Source organism: Microbacterium sp. No. 7 (assembly GCF_001314225.1).
Classification (GTDB): domain Bacteria; phylum Actinomycetota; class Actinomycetes; order Actinomycetales; family Microbacteriaceae; genus Microbacterium.
This window is the reverse complement of sequence record NZ_CP012697.1, coordinates 3,717,182-3,742,191: the sequence shown is the minus strand read 5'-3', so window position 1 is coordinate 3,742,191 and position 25,010 is coordinate 3,717,182. Positions and strand designations below refer to the sequence as shown.

The window sequence follows — 25,010 nt, the reverse complement described above, 5'->3', positions numbered from 1 at the left end:
CCCGCCGAGCCCGTCCCTGCCGAGATCGTCGCCGCCGAGCCCGTCGCTGCGGCGGCCGATGCTGCCGCGCCGGATGCCGTGGATCCCGCCGCTGCGGAGCCGGATGCCGCGGTGCCCGCCGCCGCGGGGCCGGAGCGCGGCGCGGCCGGCGCGGCTCCCGCCGGCCGCGACACCGGGGGAGGCGCCGCCATGACCGCGTCGCGCACCCTCGCGACCGCCGGGCGCGTGCTGCGCCAGCTCGGACACGACCACCGCTCGGTCGCGCTCATGCTCGTGGCGCCCAGCCTGCTCGTGGGGCTGTTCGCGTGGCTGTTCGTCGACCAGCCCGGCGTGTTCGACCGGCTCGGCGGCCCGATCCTCGCGCTGTTCCCGTTCGTGGTGATGTTCCTCGTGACGTCGATCACGACGCTCCGCGAGCGGCGTTCGGGCACGCTCGAGCGGCTCATGACGACACCCCTCGGCAAGGCCGAGCTCATCCTCGGCTACGCCCTCGCCTTCGGGGTGATGGCGGCGCTGCAGGCCGTCGTGACCGTCGCGTTCGCGGTGGGCGTGTGCGGGCTGTCGGTGGAGGGGCCGCTGTGGCAGCTGGGGCTCGTCGCCGTGGTCGACGCGGTCCTCGGCACCGCCCTCGGGCTGCTCGCGAGCGCCTTCGCGCGCACGGAGTTCCAGGCGGTGCAGTTCATGCCCGTGCTGGTGATCCCGCAGATCCTGCTCGGCGGGCTGTTCATGCCGCGGCACGACATGCCCGACGCGCTCGCCGCCCTCAGCGACGTGCTGCCGCTGAGCCACGCGATCGACGCCGTCGCCGCCGTCGTGGCGGGCGACGAGGGATGGGACCTGTACGGGCCGCTCGCGATCGTCGCGGCGTTCGCCGTGGCATCCCTCGTGATCGCGTCGCTCACGCTGCGCCGCCGCACGCCGTAGCCCCGCGGGCCGGGCCTCGCAGGACGCCGCGCCGGTCAGGCCTCGCAGTGCTCGGCGGCCTCGCGGAGCTTGGTCGTCAGCGCCTTGAGCTGGGCGAGCTCGTCGTCGGTGAGCACGGCCATGCGGGCCGCGATCGCGCGGCCGTGCGCCGTCGAGACGCGGCGGAACAGCTCGCTGCCGCGCTCGGTCGCGCGCACCATCGCGCCGCGCCCGTCCATGGGGTCGGGGCACTTCGAGATGAGGCCGCGCGCGACCATCCGGTCGACGAGCCGCGACACCGTCGGCTGGCTGATCAGCATGTTGGCGGTCACGTCGCGCAGCCGCGCCGTCGCGCCCTCGCCGCGGGTCACGGTCAGCAGCACGTCGTACTCGGGGCCCGTCAGGGTCTCGTCGCTGAAGTCGCCGCTGATGTCCTCCAGCACGTCGTGCTGGGCCCGGAACAGGGACTCCCACGCGGAGATCGCGAGGGTCCTGTTGGTCATGGCGTCCACTGTAACCGGCGCTTAGGCTGGGCGCATGCGCAGTCTGCGGGCGGTCGTCATCGGGATCCTGGCATCCCTCCTCTGGATCCTCGGCGTCGCCGTGCCGGCCCACGCCGACGTGGACGACTTCGCGTTCGACTCGCTCACGGTCGACTACACGCTCACGCGCGACGACGACGGGACCAGCCGGCTGCACGTCGTCGAGACCTTCGTCGCGGTGTTCCCCGCCTACGACCAGAACCGCGGCATCCGTCGCCTCCTCCCGCTGAAGTACAACGGGCAGCCCCTGCGGCCGTCGGTGATCTCGATCACGGACGAGAACGGCGCCGCGCGCCCGATCGAGACGAGCGAGGAGGACGGCGCGCTCGACGTCGTCTCGCGTGCCGACGACTATCTGCACGGGCGGCAGGTCTACGTCATCACCTACGAGATGCAGAACGTGACGTGGGACTTCCCCGACACCGGCATGGAGTTCTACTGGAACGTCAACGGCGTCGACTGGCCGCAGTACTTCGGCTCGGTCACCGCGCGCCTGCATCTCGACGCCGACCTCGCCGCGCAGCTGTCGGGCCGCCAGGCCTGCTACGCCGGGAGGAAGGATGCCACGACGCCGTGCACCTCGATCTCGCAGGCGCCCGCCGACGGCGGCGTCACGGTGACCGCGGTCGCCCAGCAGCTCGGCCCGCACGAGACCCTCACGATGGCGGTGGGCTTCGAGGACGGCGCGTTCGTGCCGTTCGACACCTCGTACCTCGCGCAGCCGGCGAGCTGGGTGCAGGCCGTCGCGGGCGTGGGCGCGCTGGGTGCCCTCGGCGCCGCCGCGGTGACGCGCCGGCGCAAGCTGCGCGACGCGCCGGGGAGGCCCACGATCATCGCCGAGTACGACCCGCCGAAGGGGACGGACGCCCTCGAGGCATCCGTCCTGCTCGGCCGCACCTCGAAGGCGATCCCCGCGGAGGTGCTGGAGCAGGCGGTCGTCGGGTCGATCCGCATCGTCGAGGACGGCAGGTCGCTGCTCGGCAAGCAGAAGCTCTCGGTGCAGCTCGTCGACGCGTCGCGCGCCGACGGCAACGGCAGGCAGCTGCTGCGCGCGATGTTCCCGTCGGGGCGGCCGGGCGAGGAGTTCACGCTCGGCAAGCAGAACGACAAGGTCGCCTCGACCGCGTCGTCGATCGTGCAGCGCGCGAACGCGCTGATGCGCGAGCGCGGCCTGCGCGTGAAGGTGCCGATCTCGACGTACGTGTGGCCCCTCGTCGCGGCCGCCGCGGCGCTTCTCGTGCTGTTCGTCTCGGGCATGATCGCCGCCGAGGCGGGTGCCGCGCCCGCGCTGCCGATCGTGCTCATCGTCGTCGGCGTCGTCGTGCTGTTCGCGGTGATCATGCTCGTCGCGCGACGCCCGCTCACCTCGGCGGGCGCGGAGCTGCGCGACCACCTGCTCGGGCTCAAGGAGTTCATCGGCTGGGCCGAGCAGGACCGCATCCGCATGCTGCAGTCGCCGCGCGGCGCCGAGCGCGCCCGCGTCGACGCGAACGACCCGCGTCAGCGCCTCGTGCTGTACGAGCGGCTGCTGCCGTACGCCGTCGTGTTCGGCCAGGAGAAGGAGTGGTCGCAGCAGCTCGCGACGCTGTACACGGCCGTCGGTGCCGCGGGCCCCGTCTGGTACGCCGGGACCGGCGCCTTCAACGCGGCGTCGTTCGCGTCGAGCGTGAGTGGGCTGTCGGCCGCCGCGACCTCGTCGTCGTCGACGTCGGGCGGGTCGAGCGGCGGCGGCTCCGCCGGCGGTGGCGGCGGTGGTGGTGGCGGCGGCGGGGTGTAGTCAGGGCGGGCGCAAGTAAGGGCCGGTCGGAGAGGCTACCGACCGGCCCTTGTCCCTTGCACCAAGAGTGTCCTGCAATCACATGCCGTTAGCTGCCACAGCAAAACAACTAACGTGCAAGCACTCTATAACGGTCAGGTAACGGAGGGCAAGGGGTTTTCGTTATCTTTCTGTGATGAGATCGCGCGGGCCGCGAGAGGATGGACCGGTGAGCTACCACGCGGACGAGACGGTCTTCGAGCACGTGGCGCGGCGCGTGCGCCTCGAGTCGAACGCGCAGTTCGACGCGCTCGTCGCGGCGTTCGAGCAGGCGGTCCCCGCGCTCTCCGACGAGCAGGCGCTGGCCGAGCTGCGCGGCGACGACTGGGCGGGGTTCGTGCGCGGCCTGCAGTGGCAGGCGCCGAGCGGGTTCGTGCGGGTCTGGACCTCGCATCCCGGCGACCTCATGCGGCACGCGGGCAGCGCCGCCCGCAGCGTCACGTGGATGATCGTGCACCACGGCGTCGCCGCACGGCTCTTCCGGCACGACCCGGGCACGATGCTCTACTCGCCGCTGCGGATCGAGGCGCACACCTCGGCCGGGCCGGGGACGACGCTGAGCTTCGAGGTGCCGAGCGCCCGGCTCGCCGCCTTCGGCCTCAACAAGGTCACGCAGGCCGGCGCCGAGCTCGACCGGGCCCTCGGCGACCTCGTCGAGGACCTGGGCCTGCCGCGCCCCTCGGTGCTGCGGCGCTGACCGGCGCGGCGCCGCCGCGGCGGACGCGCCACGGCGTGCGGGTCGTCAGTCGGCGGCATCCGCCTTCTCGAACTGCTCCTTCATCCGGTCGAGGTCGAGGGCGTCGGTCGACACCTTCTTCGTGCCCGTGTAGACGTCGCGGTCGATCTCGTCCCCGGCGCTCGCGACGAGCATCGCGACGAACGTGTCGCCGTTGACGTTGAGGAACGTGCGGAAGATGCCGGCGAACCAGTCCACTGCGATGAGCAGGCCGACGGCCTCGAAGGGGAGCCCGAGCGAGGTCGCCAGGAACATGGCGACCACGGGGAACCCGCCCGGCACCGTGATGGTGCCCATGTTGAGCAGGATCGCGAGGGCCATGCCGAGCACGATCGTGCCGACGTCGAGGGTGATGCTGCCGGACTGGGCGAGGAACATCACGACGATCATGTAGTTGAGCACGGCGCCGTACGACCCCATCGTGAGCCCGACGGAGAGCGTGAAGTTCGCCACCCGCTGGCTCACGCCCACCTTCTCGACGGCGGTGCGCAGCACGGTCGGGAACGTGACGGCCGAGCTCGTCGTCGTGATCGCGATCATGGTCTGGTCGGCCAGCTTGGCGGGCAGCAGCGCCGGGTTCAGCCCGGTGCGCAGCCAGACGACGAGCACGAACAGCACCATGACGATCAGGACGCCCAGCAGGGTGGCCGCGAGGTACTTCAGGGCGCTGGTGACGACCGCGAACCCGACCGTGCCGGCCAGGTTGGCGAGCAGGCAGAAGACGCCGACGGGGGCGATCAGCATGACGAAGCGGATCATCGTCAGCACGATCTGCTGGATCGCGTCGAAGAAGTCGAGCACCAGGCGGTTGCCCGTCTTGGCGATGACGGCGTTCAGCGCGACCCCGAACAGCAGCGAGAAGACGATGATCGGCACCATCGCCGCGGTCGACATCGCGGCGAACACGTTCGTGGAGACGAACCCGAGCAGGGTCTCCTGCCATCCGGTCGCCTCGCCCGCGGACTCCTGCAGCGACGGGTCGACGCCGCCGGAGAAGTCGATGCCCGCGCCCGGCTGCACGATGACGCTGATGCCCCAGGCGAGCACGGCGGCGACGGCGGAGAACCCGAGCATCCACGAGAAGGTGCGCAGGGCCAGCTTTCCCATGCCCGATCCGGTCATCGACCCCGTGGCGACGATCACCGACGACATCACGAGCGGCACGATCGACATCTGGATCAGCCGGATGAACATGTCGCCGACGAACTTCAGGTTCCCCGCCCACTCGCCGACGATCAGGCCGAAGACGATGCCGAGGACGGCGGCCGCCCCGATCTGGAGCGCGGGGTTCTTCAGAGCCTTCTTCATGGGGTCCTCCCGGGGAACTGCCGCCCGCCGGAGGGATGACCCGCGGGATGGACCAAAAGTAGGCTCAGCGGGCGCGCGGCCTCGCCCGATCGGCGAGACCGTAACAGGGTGTTTACGGCGACCGGGCGGGCGAAACCAGCCCGACACGTGGATGCCGGAGATGCGGCGACGGCGACGAGCTCATCCCGCCACACCACGATCGGGTGCCCGAGCCGATGCGCGATCTCCGCCGGGCTCCTGCACCGCCCGCAGGCTGCTTCGACGCCCTCCCGGGCTACCGGGCGGCTCGCGCTACGGCGCGATGAACACGATCTCGATCGGCAGCCCCTCGTTCGTCATGAACGCCCTCAGCGCGTCGGCGACGTGCCGGTCGGCCACCCGCCACTGCACGCCCACCCCGTGCCGCGACGCGACGCGCAGCTGCGTGGTGGCCTGCTTGCGGATCTTCTCGCCGGCGCTCCAGGGCACCTCGCGGATGAAGTTGTCCATCCGGCCGCCGCGTGTCCAGTGCTTCGCATCGAGCAGCTTGCCGCCCTTGAACCCCTCGAACTGCACGCCGTCGACGTAGTAGCCCATGCCGCGCGGCGTGCCGCACGACGAGAGCTCGTAGGCCTCGGCATCCGCCTTCATGTTGGTGCCGCCCTGCCCCGTGGGCTCCCAGCGTCCCGGTCCGCGCTCGGCGCGCGAGGCGGGTCGCACCTGCGTCTTCGTGGCCATCTGCGCGACCGACTGGCTGGCCTGGAAGACGCCGAGCAGCACCTCGGCGGTGAGCCGGAACGCGACCACGATGAACTCCGCGTTCTGCGCCTCGATCTGCGCCAGCGCGGCCTTCTTCGCGGCGTGCAGGCGCGGCGTCGTGCCGAGGCTCAGCGCGCGCGGATAGGTGAGCGCGAGGGGGCCGTGCACGGGCGGCGCGCTCTCCTTGTCGGGCGCGTCGCCGATGTCCTCCGCGTAGACCGTGAGCGCGCGGGGCGGCCTCTCGAAGCTCAGCACCAGCTGCACGTTGCTCTTCCGCGTCGACGTCTCGTCGTGCTTCCACGTGGCGGGGCTGACCTGCCACGAGACGAAGCCGTCGACGTAGTACTCCGCGGGCGGGCGCACGAAGCTCTGCAGTGCCCGCAGCACGCCGTCCTGTCCCTCGACGTCGGAGCGCTGCACGGCGTGCGCGAAGTTCAGCAGCAGCTCGCCGGCGACGCCGGGGTGCGAGGCCTCGAGCTCGTCGATCACGTCGTAGAGGTCGACCTCGTTCAGCAGGCACAGGTAGTCGACGGCGTCGGCCCACCGCTGCGGCTCGTGATCGTAGACGGCCCGGTCGACGAGGGCGACGGCCTGCGCGAGCGTGTCGCCCCGCGTGTCGTCGAGGCCGCGCGAGACCGACAGGAGGAGCGGCTGCGCGTAGTCCAGCGTGAACGGATCGGGCCCGTCGATCGTGAGGTCGAAGCGCAGGCCCGACCGCACCTGTCCCCCCGCGAAGACCCACCGCTCCGCCCGGCGATCGACCGTCAGATCGTAGGCGCCGGGCGCGAGGTCGGTGTCGACGCTGCCGCGATACGGGGGCCCGTCGGCCGTCGACAGCGCGACCCGCCCCGCCGCGACGTTGATCGACATGCCCGTCACCGTGGTGCGACGCCGGGCGCTGTCGCTCGCGGGGCGCCGCGGCGAGCCGCGGATCTCGGGGCTGGGCTCTCCGACGCGCTCCGACGACGGAGCGGGGCGCGTCGGCGCTTCGATCGCGGGCCGCTCCGCGGGCTCGGGCGGGTCGATGCGCGGCAGCTCGGGCGCGGCGGGCCGCGCGACCAGCGGGCGCCGGATGCCGGTGGCCGCCTCGTCGCCCATCCCTCCGTCCCCTCCGCGGGTGCCGCGCGCTCAGCGCGGGTACTCGGTCGCGACGACCTGCTCGGTGGGCAGGATCTCGGTCCACTGGCTGAACACCGCGAACGGCTCCTTGCCGAACGAGATGCCGCCCGCGAGCGGGTCGAACCCGTGCGCGAACACGGTCTCGGTGGGCAGCGCGAGCTCGGAGTTCGGGTCGCCGGGCCGCACCGGGACGGGCGTCATCGACGCGTCGTGCTCCTGTGCGATGCGGGCCGCGATGAGGAGCAGCACCTCGCGCAGGCTCTTGCCGTCGTACTCGGGCGGGTCCTGCTGCGCGTCGAAGGGGTACGGCTCGTCGAGCCCGTCGGTGCCGGCCACCTCCGGCCTGCTGAGGAACGCCATCGCGTCGCGTTCCCGCCCGGGCCGGATGGGCAGCACGGCCTTCACCCAGGGGGAGTTGAGGAACGCGTTGCGATTGGTGTCGGCGTCGAGCTGCAGGAACCAGCCCAGCGACGCGCCGAGCGGCGCGGGGTCGGACTCGTCGGTGAAGAGATATTTTCCGCGGCCCTCCATGATCGTCGACTGGAGCGCGCCCGAGGCGTTCATCGAGACGCGCTGCATCGCGCGCGGACGCCACCAGTCGGGAGCGACGAAGTAGAGCATCGCGTCGATGTCGAAGAAGTAGCGGATCAGCTCGGACGCCACGTGGTAGTCGTCGTTCTCCCATCCTGACGTCTTGCCGTACAGGCGCGAGACGATCGATCGGTAGATGATGTTGCGCTCCTCTTCGCGCAGATCCGCCTCGCGTCGCGACGGCACGCGGCTGCTGAGCTTGATGCGCTTGCGCAGGGTCGCGTAGAACAGCCGCTCGCGCTCGGCCGCCGCGGCGTCGGTGTAGTCCTTCATCGCCTCCGCGTTCTTGGCGTCGATGGCATCCTTCACGCTCTTCGTCGGCGTGTAGACCATCGTCGCCTCGAAGGGCATCGACCTCTTGCCGCCGAAGTTCGCCTTCGTGAGCCGGATGGAGAACTTGTTGGTCGTCTTGTTCGGGTTGGGCTGCAGGTCGGCGTCGGTCAGGGTGAACTGCGCCTGCTCGCTCTTGAAGTCGATGCTCGCGATGCCCTTGAGCTCGTAGCCCTCGGGCGCCGGCGGCAGGTCGATCTCGAAGCGGAACAGGATGATGCTGTTCGCGCCGGCGTTCACGTTGATCCCGTGGTTGCGGTTCTCGTGGGACAGCACATAGGTGAGGTCGGTGTCGTCGTCGCCGCCGTTGTGCTGCAGGAACGGGAGCGCGAACGTCGTCGTCACGGGCTTGTCGGGCGGATAGGGGATGGCGTCGGGGCGCTTGAACGAGGGATCCAGCGCCTCGGCCTTCTCGTGCACGAACTCCCCGGTGTCGAGGGCGTTGCCCGGGTTGTCGACGTACAGCTGCCAGCACAGCTGCTGCCCGAGGTCCTGCACCTGCACGGCGACCCGGCGCATCTTGCGGCTCAGCTCGTAGCTGACGAGGCGGTCGGTGGTGTTCTGCAGCACGTAGCGGCGGCTGGAGGTGTCGGTCGTCTCGGTCACCGTGCGGAACGTCGTCTTGAAGTTCTGCTTCACCTCGCTGGCGAGCTTCGAGGTCTGCTCGCGCATGCGCTTGTGCGTCTGCTCCTGGGCCTGCTTGCGCGACGAGTCGAGGTTGAACGAGCCGCTGCCGCTGGCCTGGAAGATCGACCCGAAGCCGCCGCTCGCCGACGTCGTCACGCCCAGCTTCATGTCGTTGGCGTTCTCGACCTTGACCGCGTCGGCGATCTCGTCGCGCAGCGTGGAGGAGTCCTCCGACCTCGTGACGGTCTCGGTGGACTGCTCCACGGTGCGCTCGACGAGGGTGCGCCGCGTGTTCACCTCGACGAGCTCGACGGTGCCGCCGGGGCTGATCCACACGTGCCCCACGGGCGGGCCGAGGAAGGTGCCGAGCTCGAAGAAGTACTCGCGGAAGCGGTGCAGGATGCCGATGGGCGAGAGGAAGAGCTCCTTCGACGGATGCCGCTCGGCGATGAACCGCACGGCCGCGAGCGCGCGCTCCCACGGCTGGATCTCGCGGGCGAAGAGCTGGCCGACGACGGACGCGTCCTCGCGCGAGAGCTGCTGGAGCAGTCGCGCCGTGACGATCTCGCGGTCGTCCGGCGCGGCGCCCTCGGATGCCGCGGGGGCCGCGAGCGTCGTCATGACGGGCGAGTCGGCGCTCTCCTGCAGCAGCGTCTGCCACATGTCGGCCACCGCCGTGGGCTGGATCTCCACGGCGTCGGCCCGCAGGGCGATCGCGCGGCCCAGCGCGGTGCCCGTGGCATCCATGAACCGCGTCGACGCCAGGCGCGGGCCCGACTCGGGCTGCGGCTCCAGATGGGCGAGGCTCGCCGCCTGCCGGAACCGGTTCGCCATGCCGGCGTGCACGCGCTCGGCCTGCAGGTTGCTGCGCCATCCGATGAGCGGCTGGTACACGCCGAACGGCTCGCTGGCGTACGGCATGACGCCGTTCGGGCGCACGCCCGGGACGACCTCGACCGGCTCGGCCGGCGGCCCGTCGGCGGGCGGGGGATCGGCGGGCGGCGGGTCGACAGGGGGCGGAGGGGGAGGAGGCGGGGCCGGGACGTCGGGGAGGGCGAGCACCCATCCCACCTCGATGTGGTCGGGGTTGCGGATCGCGTTGGCGTTCGCGATCAGCGCGACCTTGCCGACGTCGCCGTAGACGGCGAGCGCGATCGCCGAGAGCGTGTCGCCGGCGACGACCGGATGGACGCGTCCCGCATCGGGCAGCGTCAGCACCTGCCCGACGGAGATGAGGTTCGGGTCGGCGATGCCGTTCGCGGCGGCGATGAACCCGAACAGGCCGGGTGTGTTGTAGAAGCGCTGGGCGATCGCGCTGAGCGTGTCGCCGGACTGCACCGTGTACGTACGAGACATCACAGACTCCTGACGTGCCGAGGCCACCTGAGGGGGCGACATCGTGCCGGGAGGCGGCCTGTCTCGAGGCACAAGGCGCTCACAGTCGAAACGTGTGTGGGTCACACGGTCCTCCCCGTGCGGCGGCGTGTCAAGAGGGGCGAGCGTGTCACGCCACCCCCGCATTCCGCGAGACTGCATCTGCGCGCCGAGACTGCACGTGTGGAGTGCAGTCTCGGCGCACCAGTGCAGTCTCGCGGGGAGTAGTAGTTGAGGGGTGGTGGCTGCCGTGTTCGCGAGGAGTGATCCGCATCGCGCACGCCGTCTTCCTGCACGCGCTCGTGCCGCTCGTCACCGCCCGCCTGGGCGAGTCGGGCCGCCGCGCCCGCTCCGGCGTGCTGGAGGTGCTCGGCGGCATCCTGAGCGACGAGGGCTAGCGACGAGGGCTAGCGACGAGGGAGCCCGGAGGATGCCGTACGGCCGGCGCGGTCCGCGTGCGCTCCGACGACGACATCCTCCGGACATCGGTGGGCCGACCGGGTCAGGCGGCAGCGGTGACGAGGGTCGCCGCTCCCAGGATGACGGTCGTGGTCGGCCAGATCGCGGCTGCCGGCGGGTCGACGTGCGTGTCGCCGTGGGCCAGCCACAGCCGGCTGAAGACCTCTGCGAGCCAGGCCCCGAGAAGGCCGCCGACGGTTCCGATCAGCATCGCCGCCCACGCCGCTCCGCCGACGAGCGGCAGGAACGTCACTGCCGCGACGCCGGCGGGGAGCGTGATGTGGTGGGTGACGGGAACCGAGAGGCCGAGCGAGAGGAACACGAGCGACACGGCCGAGACCCCGAACATGACGGTCTGCGCGGCCCCGCCGAGCTGCGGCACGCTCTGCACGAGGGTCACGGCGACGTACGACGACAGCAGGCCCACGAAGACGCCGAGGACGGTGTTGGGGACGAACCGCTCCTGCCCCTCGATCCAGCGCCCCTTGTCGGAGGGCGAGTACGCCGCCCAGCCCGACGCTCCGGAGCCGTTGCGTGCGAGCAGCCGCGTCCTGCCGAACAGCACGCGCACGACGATCGCCGAGACGACGACCGTGAGGGCGATCGAATCGGTGTGCGAGCCGAACCACGGCGTCAGGGCGATGAGCAGCTGCGCCAGATAGCCGAAGACGCCGAACGCCGCGCCGACCAGCAGCACGTCGGGCCGCGCGAGCTTCGCCAGCGGCGTCACGATGTCCTTGCCCACGAGATCGCTCGTGCGCGCGGCGTACGCCGCGGCCGCGACGCCACCCGCGAACGCGATGTGCGGCCCGAACACGGGGCCGAACGCGATCGTGCTCAGGATCGTCGACTGGGGATCGACGATCAGCGCCACGATGCCGACGAGCACGAAGAAGCCGGTGAAGACGAACGACTGCAGCGCTCCGACGGCTGCGCCGAAGAACCCGCCGGAGGCCGCGGCGAGCGCGGAGACGAGACTGATGTCCATGGATGACTCCTCGGCCGCGCGTCACGCCGTCGCCGGGCGGGCGGCGGATGCCTTGCGCGGATCCACGAGGATCTTCACGGCGGTCTCGTTGCGGTGGATGAGGGTGTCGAAGCCCTTGTCGATGAGATCGTCCAGTCCGATGACGTCGGTGATGAACGGAGCGAGGTCGACCCTGCCGTCGCGCACGAGCGCGATCGCGGCCGGGTGGCTGTTCACGTAGGCGATCGTCCCCCGCAGGTCGATCTCCTTCAGCACCAGCTTCTGCATGTCGACGGTGGCCGGGTGCCCCCAGATCGAGATGTTCACGACGACGCCCTGCGGTCGCACCGCGTCGAGGAGCGTGTCGAGCACGACGTCGACCGACGTCGCCTCGAACGCGACGTCGGCGCCCCGCCCGTCCGTGATCCTTCGGACCTCTGCGGCGACGTCCTGCTGCGACGGGTCGATGACGTGCTGCGCGACGCCGGTGTCGAGCGCCTTCTGCCGGCGGAGCGGACTCAGCTCGGTGATGGCCACGCGCAGTCCCTCGGCCGTGAGGACGGCCGCGGTGAGCAGCCCGATCGGCCCGGCGCCGCCGACGAGCGCGACGTCGCCGGCCTTCGCGCCGCTGCGCTCGAAGGCGTGATAGGCGACGGCGAGCGGCTCGATGAGAGCCGCCTGGTCGAGGGGGATGTCTCCGATGGGGTGCACCCATCGACGCTCGACCACGATCTTCTCCGCGAGCCCGCCGCCGCGGCCGGCCAGGCCGATGAAGTTCATGTCGGGGGAGAGGTGGTAGGCGTTGTTCTGCGCGCTCGTGTCCACGCCGGGGCGCAGGATGTACGGCTCGACGACGACCCGGTCGCCGGGTGACAGGTCGTCGACGCCGGCGCCGACCGCGCTGACGACGCCGGACATCTCGTGGCCGATCGTGATCGGCGCCGCCTCGCCGGAGACGGGGTGGGGGTGGCCGGCGCGCGGGATGAAGATGGGGCCGTCGAGGTACTCGTGCAGATCGGTGCCGCAGATGCCGCAGTAGGCGACGTCGATGCTCACCGTTCCCGGCTGGAGCGGCGGCTCGGGGATGTCTTCGATCCTGATGTCGCCGCGGTCGTAGTAGCGTGCGCTCTTCATGGGGTTCTCCTTCGGTCGATCGCAGCGAGAGGTCACTGCGCGTGGGGCATGTCGGCCATGACATGTCGTGCTGTTCGCCGTGCGCGCGGGCGGGATGCTCACGTGCGCGGGCCTGTGCCCGCCCGTCGGGGACTCGGTCGGGAAGGCGGACCACCCGGCCGTGTCGGCGCGGTCGGCGACGTCGACGGTCTCGGATGGGTGGTGCGATCGCCTCGTCGCGATCGGCTTGCGGACAAGTGAAGGGCGAACGCGCGGCGCGAGGAAGCGTTGCGCGTTGTTGCAGCGGCGCGGCCGGACCCCGCCGACCGCACGGCGTCGCTGCAACCTCGTGCAACCGTGGCGACGTCGCGCCGATCGCGAGATGCTGCGGCCGGTGCCGCCGGATCCTCCGGTGGCCGGCAGAGAAGAGGTGCATGACAATGGCAATCGAGGGCAAGGTCGCACTGGTCACCGGCGGCGGACAGGGCATCGGTCGCGCCATCGCGCTGCGTCTGGCGCAGGACGGCGCGGACATCGCGGTCGTGGACGTGAACGCCGACAGGGCGCAGGCCGTGGCCGACGAGGTGCGCGCACACGGCCGGTCGGCGACGGCCTTCGTCGCCGACGTCGCGGATCGAGACCAGGTCTACGCGGCGGTCGACCACGCCGAGGCGGCGCTCGGCGGCTTCGACATCATGGTCAACAACGCCGGGATCGCCCAGGTCGACCCGATCTCCGCGGCGACGCCGGACGACGTGCGGGCGATCCTCGGGGTGAACGTCGAGGGCGTTCTCTGGGGCATCCAGGCCGCGGCGAAGAAGCTCGCCGCGCGCCGCAACCCGGGTCCGATCCGGGGGAAGATCATCAACGCCTCGTCCATCGCCGGTCACGACGGCTTCGCGTTGCTGGGCGTCTACTCGGCGACCAAGTTCGCGGTGCGCGCGCTGACCCAGGCGGCCGCCAAGGAGTACGCGGCCGACGGGATCACCGTCAACGCCTACTGCCCCGGCGTGGTCGGCACCGACATGTGGGTGACCATCGACGAGCGCTTCGCCGAGCTGACCGGCGCACCGAAGGGGGCGACCTACGAGAAGTTCGTCGACGGCATCCTTCTCGGGCGCGCGGAGACGCCCGACGACGTCGCGGGGTTCGTGTCGTACCTCGCCGGGCCCGACTCCGACTACATGACGGGGCAGTCCGGGCTGATCGACGGGGGGCTGGTCTTCCGCTGAGCGGCGCGGTACTCGTCCTCGTGCGGATGCGCGGGGTAGCCGTCGCGCGAGTCGTACCGCGCGACGGCATGGCCCGCCTCGAGCTGCGCGAGGCCGAGGTCCACGCCCGCGCCGGTGACGACGTGGCGGAGCAGCCGGTCGTGCCGGTCGCGGTCGTTCTGCCCCGCGGGGAGCTCGAGCGTCACGGGATCGCCGGGCGCGATGAAGCCCTCCAGCGCCGCGGTCGCCTCCGCGTGTCCGCACTGGTCGCGCTCGGGCGCGTCGATGCCGATGATGCGCACGCGCCCCGCGCTCGTCGCGATCGTGTCGCCGTCGACGACGAACTCGACGGTCGCGGTCTGCGTCGCCGACGCCCCGGCATCCGCGATCTCGGGCGCCGACGCGTGCCGCACGATCGCCGCGGTCAGTGCGACGGCCAGCGCCAGCGCCAGGATGCCGGCGACGGCCAGCGCCCGTGTCCGTCTCACCGCGCCTCCCGCCCGGGCAGCTCGTCCTGCCGCCCGTCCTGTCCGCCCGCTGCGACTCTATCCGCCGACGCCGACGCCGACGCCGACGCTCTGGTCCGTGTCGGCGGTGGCGGATACAGTTGGATACCTGGTCGAAAGTATCCAGAGTTATCCCGGAGGTCCCGATGGCGCAGCCGAGTCCGTACACGCCCGGCGAGGTCGCCCACTCCGTCGTGGGCCGGCGCGAGCAGCTCGCGTTCTACCGCGAACGGGCGGAGTTCATCTCCCGGCTCGGACGGCTGGCCGCGCGGGTGCGCGTGGACCACGCGGCGCGCGGCATCGGCAAGACCTCGCTGCTGCGCGAGGGCGAGCGCATCATGCGCGCCGCGGGCGTGCGCACGCTGTGGGTGACCGCGAACCCCGACGAGAGCCTCGCCCGCACCGTGCTCGCCAAGCTCCCCGCCGTCGCGGGCGACGGGCCGTCGCGGGCGCGGGGGCTCGCCCGGCTCGTGGAGAGCGCCACCCTCACGCTCGGCGTGCCCGGCGTCGTCACCGCGAGCGTCGGCGTCAAGAGGCGCGACGAGCCGCTGCCGGCGTCGGCCGCCGAGGCCTTCAAGGCCGCGATCACCGCGGCCACCGACGCGATCGCCGACGACGGCGGCTCGGGGCTCGCGATCTTCCTCGACGAGATCCAGTCTGCCGACCCCGAGAGCCTGCGCGTCATCGCCTACGCGTGGCAGGAGCTCGCGAGCGAGCGGCCCGACACGCCCGCGGGCATCTTCGCGGCCGGGCTGCCGAGCAGCGCCGAGACGATCTCGGCCGCCGTCACCTTCGCCGAGCGGTTCGAGTACCGCGCCCTGCCGACCCTGCAGGACAGCGACGTCGCCCTCGCGCTCGTCATGCCCGCGCAGGAGCTGCGCGTGCAGTGGATGCCCGACGCCCTGCGCCTCGGCGTCGAGAGCGCCCGCGGCTTCCCGTACAAGGTGCAGCTGATCGGCCACGAGGCCTGGGCCGCCGCCGGCCGGCCCGATCCCGGCGGCGCCATCGCCGAGGGGCACGTGCGGCAGGGGCTCACGGTCGTCGACGACCAGATGCGCGAGCTGTTCCGGGCCCGCTGGGGCGCCGCCACCCGCGCGGAGCGCGGCGTGCTGCGCGCCATGGCCCGTCTCGGCGGCGACGACGTCAAGCGCGAGGACCTCGCGGCCGAGCTGAACGTGTCGTCCCGCGCGATCAGCGGCGCCCGCGCCCGCCTCATCCGCAAGGGCATCATCGAGGCGACCCGGTTCGGCTACGTCTCGTTCACCGTCCCCGGCTTCGCCGAGTACATCCTCGCGAGCGACGGCCCCGGCGCGGACTAGCTGCAGCGCCCCCGTTTCTCCCCGCGAGGGTGCCAGTTGTCCGCGCGAGGGTGCCAGTTGTCCCCGCGAGGGTGCTGGTTTTCTCCGCGGGGGTGCTGGTTTTCTCCGCGGGGGTGCTGGCTATCTCTCCGAGGGTGCCAGTTGTTCCCGCGAGGGTGCTGGTTGTCTCCGCGGGGGTGCCAGTTGTCCGCGCGAGGGTGCTGGTTGTCCTCGCGAGGGTGCCTCAGGCGTGCGCCGTGATCGCGGCATCCACCTCGTCGCGCGTCGGCGGGTTCGCGCCCGCGCGCGACACCGTGATGCCGGCCATCACGGCCGCGCGCCGCAGCGCCCGCTCGAAGGCGTCGGGCGACGAGAACAGCTCGTCGTCGGTCAGCGCGCTCGCGATGAGGCTCGCCATGTACGCGTCGCCGGCGCCGATCGTGTCGACGACCTCCACCGTCAGCGGCGCGACCCGGCGGATGCCGCCGGGCCCGATGCCGATCGCGCCCTCGCCGCCCCGCGTGACGACGGCGAGGCGCGGGCCGAGTCCCGCGATCTCGGCGAGCACGTCCTCGGGCGCGACGCCGGGGTAGAGCCACTCGGCGTCCTCGTCGCTGAGCTTCACGATGTCGGCGACCGCGGCCGCCTGCCGGAAGCGCTCCCGCGCGCTCTCGCGCGGGCCCACGAGCGCGGGGCGGATGTTCGGGTCGACCGACACGAGCGCCGTGCCCGCCGCGCGCCGCAGCGCCTCGAGCGCCGTCGACCCGCCCGGCTCCAGGAACAGGGCGATCGAGCCCGTGTGCACCAGACGCGCGTCGGCGACGTCGGGCTCGGCGAGCGTCCCGTCGATCTCGAAGACGTACTCGGCCGATCCGTCGGCGCGCAGCCGCGCGTGCGCCGTCGACGTGGCCGCGTCGGTCCACGACGCGTCCGCCAGCTCCGACCCCGATGAGCGCACCTGGGCGGCGATGCGCTCGCCCCGCGCGTCGCGGCCGATGCGGGTGAGCAGCCGCGTGGGCACGCCCTGCCGCGCCACGCCGACCGCCACGTTCGCGGGGCTGCCGCCGACGAGCTCCCGGGTGCCCTCGGGCGACTCCACGATGTCGATCAGGGCCTCGCCGACGATGAGCGCATGAGTCATGGCATCCATCATGGCGTGCCCGCCGCGAAACGCCCAGGACCGGGAGCGGCGTCGGAGCCCGACGAACCTCGGGGAATCGCGCGAAGCGCGGATGATCTCGCGGCATCCGATCCGAGGTCCGTCGGATTCTCCGGAGTTCGGGGCTACTCCTCATCAATTCCTCATCAATCATGCGCGATGTCTCACGCGTGATACACTGTCGGCATGACATTGACGCAGACTGTCACCGTGCGCGACGTGCGTAACCAGGGCGGGCGCGTGCTCGACGAGGTGGCGCGGGGATCGACCTTCATCGTGACGCGCGACGGTGCGCCGATCGCGGAGTTGCGCCCGATACGTCGGAAGGGGCTCTCGGCGGCGGAACTCATCGCACGTCGTCGTATGCTTCCCGACATGGAGCCCGACACGCTGCGTCGCGATATCGACATGATCGTGGACATGACGCTGTGACCGAGCCGGAGCGCGGGCTGATCGACACAAACATCGTCGTGCTGTTGAAGCATCTCGACCCGAGCGTCCTGCCCGACGAGCCCGTCATCAGTGCCGTGACCCTCGCAGAGCTGTCGGTCGGTCCGCTCGTGACCGATGATCTGCGTGAACGTTCGGTCCGACAGGCCCATCTGCAGCAAGCCGAGGCCGATTTCGATGCGCTTCCGATGGATGCGGACGTTGCCCGCGCCTTCGGACGTGTCGCCGCTGACCTCCGACGCCGGGGACGCAAGACCTCGGCCCGAGCATTCGACGCGCTCATCGCCGCGACAGCAGTGGCACACGGGCTGCCGCTGTACACCTGCAATCCCGACGACTTCGACGGTGTCGAAGGGCTCGACGTACGGGCGATTCTCCGCCCGGGCGCGTAGCCGGGCTCATCCCCACAGCGCGGCGACGCGGTCGGCCGCCTCGCGCAGGCGGCCGAGGTGGCGCGCCTCGGCGGAGATGCGCCGTGGCTCCGACGCGAGGGCGAGGGCGCCCGCGAGGCGGTCGCCGACGCGCACGGGCACGGCGATGCACGCGCGCCCGGGCTCGATCAGCCCCACCTGCTGCGCGTAGCCGCGCACGGCGGTGGCCTCGGCCAGCTCGACGACCTCCTCCCGCGGAACCCGCGCGACCCGCGCCGCGCGGGCGGGCGGAAGCTCCACGAGCAGCACGTGGCCGATCGCCGAGCGCGCCGGCTCCGCGACGAGCGTCGCGGCGTCGGCGAGGGGACGATCGGGGTCCTCGTCGACGATCTCGATGCGCTCGTTCGCGAACCGGGCGAGATGCGCGGCCGCGCCCGTCTCGCGGCGCAGCTCGGTGAGCACGACGGCCTCGGGGCGCGGCGCGAACGACAGCAGCTGGGCGAGCTCGACGACGCGCACGCCGAGGATGAACCCCGTGAGGTCGGGCCGGCGCAGCAGGAACTCCTGCTGCACGAGCGAGTTCACGACGCGGTACACGGTCGACCGCCCGACGCCCAGCGTCTCGGCCAGCTCGTTCGCCGAGATGCCGGTGCGGCGCTGCGCCACGAGCTCGAGCACGCCGAACGCGAGCGCCAGCCGGTCACCGCTGCCGATCGCGCCCGACGCGCGCTCGGCCCGTGACTGGCTCATGTCTGGCCGCCGATGGTGTCGGCCGTCACGGGCGAGTCGTACATCCCCAGCCGGCCGGCGACGCCGGGATGCCGGGCGCGCACGAGCAGCGCGACCGCCACGCCGGCGATGAGCGCCACCGAGGCCCACATCGTGGCCACGTCGCCGCGCGGCGGCACGACGACGTAGTGCACGAGCGTGGCCGCGAGCGCGGCGCCGACGAGCGCGGCGGGCAGCGCCGAGATCCACCGGAACTCGCCGATGCGCAGCAGGAAGGCGGGCGCCGCGAGCGCGACGAGCAGGTACGCGAGCGTGTACCCGATGACCGACACGGTGTCGGCGGCGCGGTCGACAGCCGGGTCGAGCGGGGCGACGAGCACCGCGGCCAGCGGGATCACGGCGACCGCCGCGGTGATCACGGCGCCGCCGCGGGCGGGCGTGCCCCGCGAGCCGGTGCGGCCGAACAGGCCCGGCAGCAGGCCCTCGCGGCTCATCACGAACGTGAGGCGCACGAGCGCCGTCGTCGTCGCGAGCGTGCACGCGAGGAACGACAGCGCCACGATCACCTCCACGAGCGGGCCGATGCCGCGCCACCCCACCGCCTCGCCGATCGCCGCGAGCGCGATGTCCGAGCCGCCGGACGAGCCGCCCGCCGAGCCGCCGGATGCCGCCGCGCCCGCTCCGGACGACGCGCTGCCCACGGTGTGCGCCGAGGCGCCGATGAGGTAGCTCAGGCACACGGCGACGACCGTCCACAGCAGGGCGCGCGGCACCGTCGCCAGCGGCCGCCGCGTCTCGGGGCCGAGCGCGACGCCCGACTCGAAGCCGACGAAGGCGATGAGGCCCACCGCCATGCCCGACAGCACGGCGTCCAGGTCGATGCCCGCGTCCATGCGCGGCACGAGCGCCGACAGGTTCCAGCCGTGCGCGGCGAACACCGTCACGGCGACCGCGACGATCGCGATCATCCCGATCGCCTCGACGACGAGCAGCACGCGCGTCGAGATGCGCACGCCGCGCATGACCACGACCGCGACGAACGCCGCGAAGCCCACGACGAGCACCGCCGCGAGCCACGGCGGCGGCGTCCCGCCCGCGAGGAGCGTCGCGATGCGCCGCGCCGAGTCGAGCAGGCAGCCGAGCGCGATGCCCGCGTACCCCAGGCCGAGCGCTGCGCCCGTGACGATGCCGGCCGTGCGGCCCAGGCCGCGCACGGCGAACGTGTACAGCGAGCCCGTGCTCGCGATGCGCCGGGCGAACACCGAGATCGTCGCGGCCAGCAGCACGACGACGACGATCGTCGCCGCCATCGCGATCGTCGCGAACCCGCCGGCCTGGTCGCCCACGACGCCCGGGTTGACGAGCGCGACGCCCGCGGGGGCGACCGCCGCGACCGACTGCGCGACGACGTCGATGCCGCCCGCCCGCCGCCGGCGCAGCCCGTTGAGCGGCGACGTCGCCTCCAGGCCCGCGACCGGCACCCGCTGGGCGATCGCCCGTTCCAATGACCGCACTGCGCCTCCCGTCGAGACACCGACGCTATGCGCGCGGTATTGCCCCGTGCGCACCGCCGTGTTTCGCCCCGATCACACGGTGTGGAACGCCGGATGCCGAGAACGGATGCCGCGTCCCGCTCCACGTCGGCGGATCTTCACACCGCGGCACCACCCGCGAAAACCGCCGCTGGGAGTGTCGGGGCACCCGATGTCCCCGACGACTTGTGACGAGGAGCGCGACGAATGATCTGGATGCTGATCTCGGCCCTGCTGGGCGCTCTGCTGCTGCTGGCCGGCATCCCCAAGCTGCGCGACCGCGCGGGCATGCTCGCCGCCGTGCAGGGCTACCGCCTGCTGCCCGCACCCCTGGAGCGCGTCGTCGCGGCCCTGCTGCCGCTCGGCGAGGTCGCGCTCGGCGCCCTGCTCGTGACGGGCCTCGCGGTGCCGTTCGCGCCCGCCGCGGCATCCGCGCTGTTCCTGGTGTTCTTCGGGGCGCTCGCGATCAACCTGCTGCGCGGGCGGCGCGAGCTCGACTGCGGCTGCTTCTCGTTCGCGGCCGCGGGGCACGCCCCGCGCATCGGCTGGCTCCACGCCGTGCGGGCCCTCGTGCTCGCCGCCGCGGCCGCCGCGCTCGCGCTCGCGCCGGGCGGCTACGGCCTCGCCGTGACGCCGCTGCCCGAGTCGCTGCTCGCCCTCGCGCTCGCCGGGGTCGTCGTCGCGGCCGGCCTCTCGACGGTCGCGCTGCGGCCCGTCTTCCACCCCGGCCGCCGCTCGGTCGACACGCACCTGGCGGGCGCCGCCGCCGAGCTGCGCGCGCACACGACGCCGCGCGCACGCGACACCGCGCACGCCTGACGCCGCGCACCCATGACACCACGCACCTGAACCGAAGGATCCTCGAATGACCGTCTTCCTCCTCACCGCGGTGATCGTGCTCGCGATCGCCGTCGCGTTCCTGTTCCTCATGAACCTCGCCCTCGCCCGCGAGATCGGCCGCGTGCAGGTGCGCCTCGGGCCGCTCGGCGCGCGGATGATGGACAACGGGCCCAAGATCGAAGAGGTCGGTCCCTCGTTCCGCGGCCTGTCCGACCACCTCGGTCGCGTCGTGAGCGTGGGCGGCCACCGCGACAAGCCGCAGCTGCTCATGTTCACGGGCCCCAAGTGCTCCACGTGCAAGAGCCTGCTGCCGGGCATCAAGGCGCTCGCGAAGGCCGAGCGCAAGGACCTCGAGGTCGTCATGATCTCCGACGGCACCCCCGAGGAGCATGCCGCCTTCCTCGCCGGCTCCGGCATCCGCGACGAGCTCTCCTACGTCGACGCCCGCGACGTGGGCATCGCCTACCAGGTCGGCACGACCCCCTACGGCGTCATCCTCGACGCGCACGGCCGCATCCGCGCCAAGGGGCTGTGCAACCAGATGGCGCATGTCGAGAGCCTGCTGAACGCCCTGGAGACCGGAACGCCCTCGCTGCAGCACCTGCACGAGCAGGCGCTGACGCACTGAACCCTGGCCCCCTCCCCGAACGAGCACGGACGCGAAGGAGATCGCACCGACATGACTGAGAACAGATACCCGGTCGACGAGTCGACCATGCAGGAACAGGCCGAGTGGATGGCCGGGCGCGGCGGCAGCCTCATGAGCCGCCTCGGCCGCCGCATGTCCGAGCGCACGTCGCGCCGCTCGATGCTCGGCCTGCTGGGCCGGTGGGGCATCGGCGCCGCCGGCGTCGCCATCATCGGCAGCCTCCCCGTCACCCGCGCCGCGCTCGCGGCGGCGGCCGAGGAGCCGGCCGAGCAGCTCTTCCCCGCCTTCGACCAGACCGGCGACTCGTCGGTGTGCGAGTACTGGCGCTGGTGCAACATGGACGGCACGCCGTGCACGTCGTGCGCGGGCGGCGGCATGACCACCTGCTCGCCCGGCTCGAAGCCCGGCGCCGAGTTCTGGGTCGGATGCTGCACCAACCCCGAGGACGGCAAGACCTACCTCATCGCCTACTACGACTGCTGCGGCGCCCCCGGCTGCTCCAACACCTTCTGCGGCCAGCCCGACAACCAGGCCATCATGTACAACCCCGTCTCGGGCTCGTTCGACCAGGAGATCATCTGGTGCGTCTCCGACGAGTCGCAGGCGTACACGTGCACGATGGCGCCGATCATCGGCAAGGACTGCCAGGTCACCCCGGCCGTGCGCCCGAAGGCGGGGGCGGGATCGCGATGACGACGACACGCGCACGCGGCATCCGCACCGCCGGCCTCGTCCTCGTCGGCGCCCTCGCGCTGAGCGCCTGCACGGCGAGCCCGGATGCCGAAGAGGGCACCACCCCGCTCGGCCTGGAGCAGGGGCGCGTCACGCACCCCGTGCAGGAATGGCACGAGACCGACGAGACGACGACGCTCGGCTCGTCGGACGAGGAGATCCCCTCCGACGACGAGATCCCGCAGAAGCTGCACGTCGGCCGCATCCAGCCGATCGGCGAGGACCAGATCGTGATCATGGGCTCGGGCTGGGGGCTGGAGATCACCTCCGCCGCCGTCGACCCCGCCACGGGCGCCGTCACGGCGCTCTTCGCGACCGGCCCCGGCATCTGGGACCCCGTGCTGCACCCCTTCGTCGGCGCGACGTCCGACGACCCCGCGCTGCTCGCCCAGGAGGTGTGGCGCCCGCGCGGGTCGCGCGGCGCCGCCGACTTCACGATCTCGACCTACTCGGGCAACCTGCTGGAGCCCGACGAGATCCTCACCCCCGACTACACGCGCCCGCACTCGCGCTGGGGATCGAGCGCCGTGACCGACGACGGAAGGTTCTTCGCCTTCTGGGACGACGCGTTCTTCGGCATCCGCGTCTACGACCTCGAGAACGGCACCGAGACCGGCGCCCTGCAGCTCACCGGCTGCGGCCCCTTCACGTGGGCCGTCGAGCACCGCGTCTACTCGGTGTGCGAGGACAAGCGGCAGCTGCTGGAGCTGACGATCGCCGACGACGGATCGATCGAGGAGACGGGACGCGAGGCCGTGCTGCCGGGCGACTTCGTCAGCAACCGGCACGCGAGCATGGCGCACGACGCCGGCACGGCGCTGCTCGTCTCGGCCAACGGCGACGTCTACGTGCTCGACGTCTCGGACGGCCTGCCCGCGGCATCCGTCACGCCCGTCGGCAACGCGGGACAGGACTCGGGCCGCTTCGACCAGGCGATCATCAACAATCCCGCGACGAGCCTCGTCATCAGCTACACCGACTCGGCGATCCACCCGCACTCGAAGGACGGCGGCGACGAGGTGAAGCTCATCCTCTCCGACCCCGCCACGTTCCGCACGCTCGCCACGCTGGAGCTGGAGGGCATGAAGCTCACGTCGATCGACGGCGTCGGCTACTCCGTCGACGGGGCGACGCTCTACGTCGTCGGCACGGGGGCGGAGGATGCCACCGAGATCGTCGGCTTCGACGCCCTCACCGGCGCGGAGACCTCCCGGTCGACGCTGGAGGGCTTCACCGACTCGCCGAGCCGCATCATCACCCCGCAGGTGATCGGATGAGCCGGCCCGGAGCCGGCCTGCCGGCACGCACCCTCGGTCGGCGCGGATTCCTGCGGCTCGGCGCCGTGGGAGCCGGCGCCGTGGGGCTCGGCGCGCTCGGCCTCGGCACGCTGGGGCTGAGCGGCTGCGCCTCGGCGAGCGGCGCGGCCGGCGGTGCGGCGCAGGCGGCCGGCTCCGGGCACGACTACATCCTGGCGACCGACCCCGAGGTCGCCGCCGCCGAGGCCGCGCGGGCCGCGAGCGGCCGCACCGCGACGTTCGCGCTCGCGGCCGCCCCCGCGCTCGTCGACCTCGGCGGCCGGCAGGTGCACACGTGGGCGTTCGGCGGCAACGCCGTCGCGCCCGAGCTGCGGCTCGGCAAGGGCGACCGCGTCAAGGTCGCCGTCACCAACGGCCTGCCCGAGGACACCACGGTGCACTGGCACGGCATCCGCATCCGCAACGACATGGACGGCGCGGCCCCGGCCACGCAGGCGCCCATCGCACCGGGCGGGCCCGCGTTCGACTACGACTTCATCGCGCCCGACCCGGGCACGCACTGGTACCACTCGCACAGCGGCCTGCAGGCCGACCGCGGGCTGTTCGGCGCCCTGATCGTCGAAGACCCCGCCGACGCGACGGGGGCCGACGCCGACGCCGTGCTCGTGCTCGACGACTGGGTCGACGGGCTCGGCGTGACGCCCGACGCCGTGCTGCTCGCCCTCAACCCCGCCCTCGGCGGCGGGCACGGCGGGCACGGCGGCGCCTCGGCCTCGCCGTCGGCGGCGCCGGGCGTCCCCGACGGCGAGCTCGCCGCGGCGATGCGCCTCGTCGCCCAGGGGCACGGCGACTCCGCGCCCCTGGGCGGCATGACCCAGCACATCGCCTACCCGCTGCACCTCGTCAACGGACGGCCGCCCGAGGACCCGCTGCCGGTCGAGGCCGTCGCGGGCCAGCGGCTGCGGCTGCGCGTCATCAACGCCGCCGCCGAGACCCCCTACCGGTTCGCGGTCGCGGGGCACGAGCTCACGATCGTCGCGGTCGACGGCTTCGACGTCACGCCGCAGACCGCCGACACCGTCATCCTCGGCATGGCGCAGCGCGTCGACGTGCTCCTCACCGTGCAGTCGGGCGCGTGGCCGATCGTCGCCGCCGTCGAGGGACGCGAGGGGCACGCCGCCACCGTGCTGCGCACGGCCGACTCCGTGCCGCTCTCGGGACCGCTGCCCGCGTCGCTGCCCGAGCACGGCCGGCGCCTCGTCATGGAGAGCGAGCTGCGGCCCGCGGCATCCGTGGTGCTCGACGACCGGGCGCCCGACCGCGACTACCGCGTCGAGCTGATCCAGGCCGGCGACCGGTACGCGTGGGGCATGGCCGGCGACGACGCGGGACGGCTCGTCATGAAGCAGGGCGAGCGCGTGCGCATCACCATGACGAACGCGACCGACATGTGGCATCCCATGCACACGCACGGTCACACGTTCGCCGTGCCCGACTACGGCGGGCTGCGCCGCGACACCGTCAACGTGCTGCCCGGCACCGAGCTCGCGATCGAGTTCGACGCCGACAACCCGGGCGAGTGGATGTTCCACTGCCACAACTCCTACCACTTCGAAGCAGGGATGACCGCGAACCTGCGGTACATCCGGTGAAA

The 25,010-nt window shown here is 72.4% G+C and carries 23 protein-coding genes; 13 read left to right on the top strand and 10 right to left on the bottom strand.

The window, feature by feature from the left end; all coding sequences use genetic code 11:
* The first annotated feature begins 189 nt into the window (after positions 1–189).
* A complete protein-coding gene (locus tag AOA12_RS23670; protein WP_054687179.1) occupies positions 190–924 on the top strand; it encodes an ABC transporter permease in 735 nt (244 codons plus the stop codon).
* 35 nt (positions 925–959) lie between these two features.
* Here the strand turns inward: AOA12_RS23670 and AOA12_RS17395 are convergent, their stop codons facing one another.
* Positions 960–1,406, bottom strand: a complete 447-nt coding sequence (locus tag AOA12_RS17395) for a MarR family winged helix-turn-helix transcriptional regulator (protein WP_054685670.1) — start codon at positions 1,404–1,406, stop codon at positions 960–962.
* A 34-nt stretch (positions 1,407–1,440) separates the two neighbouring features.
* On the opposite strand from AOA12_RS17395, the gene AOA12_RS17390 reads away from it, so the two are divergent.
* Positions 1,441–3,222: a DUF2207 family protein gene (locus AOA12_RS17390; RefSeq protein ID WP_054685668.1), complete on the top strand. Its 1,782-nt coding sequence runs from the start codon at positions 1,441–1,443 to the stop codon at positions 3,220–3,222.
* A 208-nt stretch (positions 3,223–3,430) separates the two neighbouring features.
* A complete protein-coding gene (locus tag AOA12_RS17385; RefSeq protein ID WP_054685666.1) occupies positions 3,431–3,958 on the top strand; it encodes a hypothetical protein in 528 nt (175 codons plus the stop codon).
* Positions 3,959–4,003: 45 nt separating this feature from the next.
* Here AOA12_RS17385 and AOA12_RS17380 read toward each other — a convergent pair whose 3' ends face one another.
* The 3 genes from AOA12_RS17380 to AOA12_RS17370 all read right to left on the bottom strand — a co-directional run bounded on the left by AOA12_RS17380 (position 4,004) and on the right by AOA12_RS17370 (position 10,066).
* The gene (locus AOA12_RS17380; RefSeq protein WP_054685664.1) at positions 4,004–5,305 is read right to left on the bottom strand and encodes a dicarboxylate/amino acid:cation symporter; all 1,302 of its coding nucleotides are present in this window, start codon (positions 5,303–5,305) and stop codon (positions 4,004–4,006) included.
* 291 nt (positions 5,306–5,596) lie between these two features.
* Positions 5,597–7,141, bottom strand: a complete 1,545-nt coding sequence (locus AOA12_RS17375) for a hypothetical protein (protein ID WP_054685660.1) — start codon at positions 7,139–7,141, stop codon at positions 5,597–5,599.
* Positions 7,142–7,171: 30 nt separating this feature from the next.
* Positions 7,172–10,066 (bottom strand): LysM peptidoglycan-binding domain-containing protein, encoded by a 2,895-nt coding sequence (locus AOA12_RS17370; RefSeq protein WP_054685656.1) that lies wholly within the window; start codon positions 10,064–10,066, stop codon positions 7,172–7,174.
* A gap of 281 nt (positions 10,067–10,347) precedes the next feature.
* Here AOA12_RS17370 and AOA12_RS24050 point away from each other — a divergent pair, with 281 nt between their 5' ends.
* Entirely contained in the window at positions 10,348–10,482 is a 135-nt protein-coding gene (locus AOA12_RS24050) for a hypothetical protein (protein ID WP_257720147.1), read from the top strand.
* Between the two features lie 104 nt (positions 10,483–10,586).
* Here AOA12_RS24050 and AOA12_RS17365 read toward each other — a convergent pair whose 3' ends face one another.
* Together AOA12_RS17365 and AOA12_RS17360 are read right to left on the bottom strand one after the other, a co-directional pair.
* Positions 10,587–11,531, bottom strand: a complete 945-nt coding sequence (locus tag AOA12_RS17365) for a hypothetical protein (RefSeq protein WP_054685652.1) — start codon at positions 11,529–11,531, stop codon at positions 10,587–10,589.
* A 21-nt stretch (positions 11,532–11,552) separates the two neighbouring features.
* Positions 11,553–12,644, bottom strand: a complete 1,092-nt coding sequence (locus tag AOA12_RS17360; RefSeq protein ID WP_054685650.1) for a 2,3-butanediol dehydrogenase — start codon at positions 12,642–12,644, stop codon at positions 11,553–11,555.
* A gap of 413 nt (positions 12,645–13,057) precedes the next feature.
* Between AOA12_RS17360 and AOA12_RS17355 the strand changes: the two genes are divergently transcribed.
* Entirely contained in the window at positions 13,058–13,855 is a 798-nt protein-coding gene (locus tag AOA12_RS17355) for an acetoin reductase (protein WP_197280963.1), read from the top strand.
* Here AOA12_RS17355 and AOA12_RS17350 read toward each other — a convergent pair.
* Positions 13,804–14,322: a thermonuclease family protein gene (locus AOA12_RS17350; protein ID WP_054685644.1), complete on the bottom strand. Its 519-nt coding sequence runs from the start codon at positions 14,320–14,322 to the stop codon at positions 13,804–13,806. The genes AOA12_RS17355 and AOA12_RS17350 overlap by 52 nt on opposite strands.
* Before the next feature lie 164 nt (positions 14,323–14,486).
* On the opposite strand from AOA12_RS17350, the gene AOA12_RS17345 reads away from it, so the two are divergent.
* The gene (locus AOA12_RS17345) at positions 14,487–15,659 is read left to right on the top strand and encodes an AAA family ATPase (protein ID WP_054685640.1); all 1,173 of its coding nucleotides are present in this window, start codon (positions 14,487–14,489) and stop codon (positions 15,657–15,659) included.
* 223 nt (positions 15,660–15,882) lie between these two features.
* Here AOA12_RS17345 and AOA12_RS17340 read toward each other — a convergent pair whose 3' ends face one another.
* Entirely contained in the window at positions 15,883–16,779 is an 897-nt protein-coding gene (locus AOA12_RS17340; protein ID WP_054685636.1) for a carbohydrate kinase family protein, read from the bottom strand.
* Between the two features lie 204 nt (positions 16,780–16,983).
* On the opposite strand from AOA12_RS17340, the gene AOA12_RS17335 reads away from it, so the two are divergent.
* Together AOA12_RS17335 and AOA12_RS17330 are read left to right on the top strand one after the other, a co-directional pair.
* Positions 16,984–17,229 carry a type II toxin-antitoxin system Phd/YefM family antitoxin gene (locus AOA12_RS17335; RefSeq protein ID WP_231637114.1) on the top strand — a complete coding sequence of 82 codons (246 nt, stop codon included), beginning with the start codon at positions 16,984–16,986 and terminating at the stop codon, positions 17,227–17,229.
* Positions 17,226–17,639, top strand: coding sequence for a type II toxin-antitoxin system VapC family toxin (locus AOA12_RS17330; protein ID WP_054685633.1), 414 nt, complete (start codon positions 17,226–17,228; stop codon positions 17,637–17,639). Before AOA12_RS17335 ends, AOA12_RS17330 begins: the two co-directional genes overlap by 4 nt.
* 6 nt (positions 17,640–17,645) lie before the next feature.
* Here the strand turns inward: AOA12_RS17330 and AOA12_RS17325 are convergent, their stop codons facing one another.
* Together AOA12_RS17325 and AOA12_RS17320 are read right to left on the bottom strand one after the other, a co-directional pair.
* Positions 17,646–18,368, bottom strand: coding sequence for a helix-turn-helix domain-containing protein (locus tag AOA12_RS17325; RefSeq protein WP_054685630.1), 723 nt, complete (start codon positions 18,366–18,368; stop codon positions 17,646–17,648).
* Positions 18,365–19,861 carry an APC family permease gene (locus AOA12_RS17320; protein ID WP_197280962.1) on the bottom strand — a complete coding sequence of 499 codons (1,497 nt, stop codon included), beginning with the start codon at positions 19,859–19,861 and terminating at the stop codon, positions 18,365–18,367. The genes AOA12_RS17325 and AOA12_RS17320 overlap by 4 nt, the downstream gene beginning before the upstream one ends.
* Before the next feature lie 225 nt (positions 19,862–20,086).
* Between AOA12_RS17320 and AOA12_RS17315 the strand changes: the two genes are divergently transcribed.
* The 5 genes from AOA12_RS17315 to AOA12_RS17295 are packed head-to-tail and all read left to right on the top strand — an operon-like array spanning position 20,087 to position 25,008.
* Complete coding sequence (locus tag AOA12_RS17315; RefSeq protein WP_054685625.1) at positions 20,087–20,698, top strand: MauE/DoxX family redox-associated membrane protein; 612 nt, start codon at positions 20,087–20,089, stop codon at positions 20,696–20,698.
* A 46-nt stretch (positions 20,699–20,744) separates the two neighbouring features.
* A complete protein-coding gene (locus AOA12_RS17310; RefSeq protein WP_054685622.1) occupies positions 20,745–21,347 on the top strand; it encodes a redoxin domain-containing protein in 603 nt (200 codons plus the stop codon).
* Positions 21,348–21,398: 51 nt separating this feature from the next.
* The gene (locus AOA12_RS17305; RefSeq protein WP_054685620.1) at positions 21,399–22,061 is read left to right on the top strand and encodes a methylamine dehydrogenase light chain; all 663 of its coding nucleotides are present in this window, start codon (positions 21,399–21,401) and stop codon (positions 22,059–22,061) included.
* Entirely contained in the window at positions 22,058–23,377 is a 1,320-nt protein-coding gene (locus AOA12_RS17300) for a hypothetical protein (RefSeq protein WP_054685617.1), read from the top strand. Before AOA12_RS17305 ends, AOA12_RS17300 begins: the two co-directional genes overlap by 4 nt.
* The gene (locus AOA12_RS17295; RefSeq protein WP_054685613.1) at positions 23,374–25,008 is read left to right on the top strand and encodes a multicopper oxidase family protein; all 1,635 of its coding nucleotides are present in this window, start codon (positions 23,374–23,376) and stop codon (positions 25,006–25,008) included. Before AOA12_RS17300 ends, AOA12_RS17295 begins: the two co-directional genes overlap by 4 nt.
* Positions 25,009–25,010 lie beyond the last annotated feature (2 nt).

What these genes read in the sequence shown, in the direction of transcription:
- AOA12_RS23670 (WP_054687179.1), top strand. Translation starts at nt 190, where the DNA reads ATGACCGCGTCGCGCACCCTCGCGACCGCCGGGCGCGTGCTGCGCCAG.
- AOA12_RS17395 (WP_054685670.1), bottom strand. Translation starts at nt 1,406, where the DNA reads ATGACCAACAGGACCCTCGCGATCTCCGCGTGGGAGTCCCTGTTCCGG.
- AOA12_RS17390 (WP_054685668.1), top strand. Translation starts at nt 1,441, where the DNA reads ATGCGCAGTCTGCGGGCGGTCGTCATCGGGATCCTGGCATCCCTCCTC.
- AOA12_RS17380 (WP_054685664.1), bottom strand. Translation starts at nt 5,305, where the DNA reads ATGAAGAAGGCTCTGAAGAACCCCGCGCTCCAGATCGGGGCGGCCGCC.
- AOA12_RS17375 (WP_054685660.1), bottom strand. Translation starts at nt 7,141, where the DNA reads ATGGGCGACGAGGCGGCCACCGGCATCCGGCGCCCGCTGGTCGCGCGG.
- AOA12_RS17370 (WP_054685656.1), bottom strand. Translation starts at nt 10,066, where the DNA reads ATGTCTCGTACGTACACGGTGCAGTCCGGCGACACGCTCAGCGCGATC.
- AOA12_RS17365 (WP_054685652.1), bottom strand. Translation starts at nt 11,531, where the DNA reads ATGGACATCAGTCTCGTCTCCGCGCTCGCCGCGGCCTCCGGCGGGTTC.
- AOA12_RS17360 (WP_054685650.1), bottom strand. Translation starts at nt 12,644, where the DNA reads ATGAAGAGCGCACGCTACTACGACCGCGGCGACATCAGGATCGAAGAC.
- AOA12_RS17355 (WP_197280963.1), top strand. Translation starts at nt 13,058, where the DNA reads ATGACAATGGCAATCGAGGGCAAGGTCGCACTGGTCACCGGCGGCGGA.
- AOA12_RS17345 (WP_054685640.1), top strand. Translation starts at nt 14,487, where the DNA reads ATGGCGCAGCCGAGTCCGTACACGCCCGGCGAGGTCGCCCACTCCGTC.
- AOA12_RS17340 (WP_054685636.1), bottom strand. Translation starts at nt 16,779, where the DNA reads ATGACTCATGCGCTCATCGTCGGCGAGGCCCTGATCGACATCGTGGAG.
- AOA12_RS17335 (WP_231637114.1), top strand. Translation starts at nt 16,984, where the DNA reads ATGACATTGACGCAGACTGTCACCGTGCGCGACGTGCGTAACCAGGGC.
- AOA12_RS17325 (WP_054685630.1), bottom strand. Translation starts at nt 18,368, where the DNA reads ATGAGCCAGTCACGGGCCGAGCGCGCGTCGGGCGCGATCGGCAGCGGT.
- AOA12_RS17315 (WP_054685625.1), top strand. Translation starts at nt 20,087, where the DNA reads ATGATCTGGATGCTGATCTCGGCCCTGCTGGGCGCTCTGCTGCTGCTG.
- AOA12_RS17310 (WP_054685622.1), top strand. Translation starts at nt 20,745, where the DNA reads ATGACCGTCTTCCTCCTCACCGCGGTGATCGTGCTCGCGATCGCCGTC.
- AOA12_RS17305 (WP_054685620.1), top strand. Translation starts at nt 21,399, where the DNA reads ATGACTGAGAACAGATACCCGGTCGACGAGTCGACCATGCAGGAACAG.
- AOA12_RS17300 (WP_054685617.1), top strand. Translation starts at nt 22,058, where the DNA reads ATGACGACGACACGCGCACGCGGCATCCGCACCGCCGGCCTCGTCCTC.
- AOA12_RS17295 (WP_054685613.1), top strand. Translation starts at nt 23,374, where the DNA reads ATGAGCCGGCCCGGAGCCGGCCTGCCGGCACGCACCCTCGGTCGGCGC.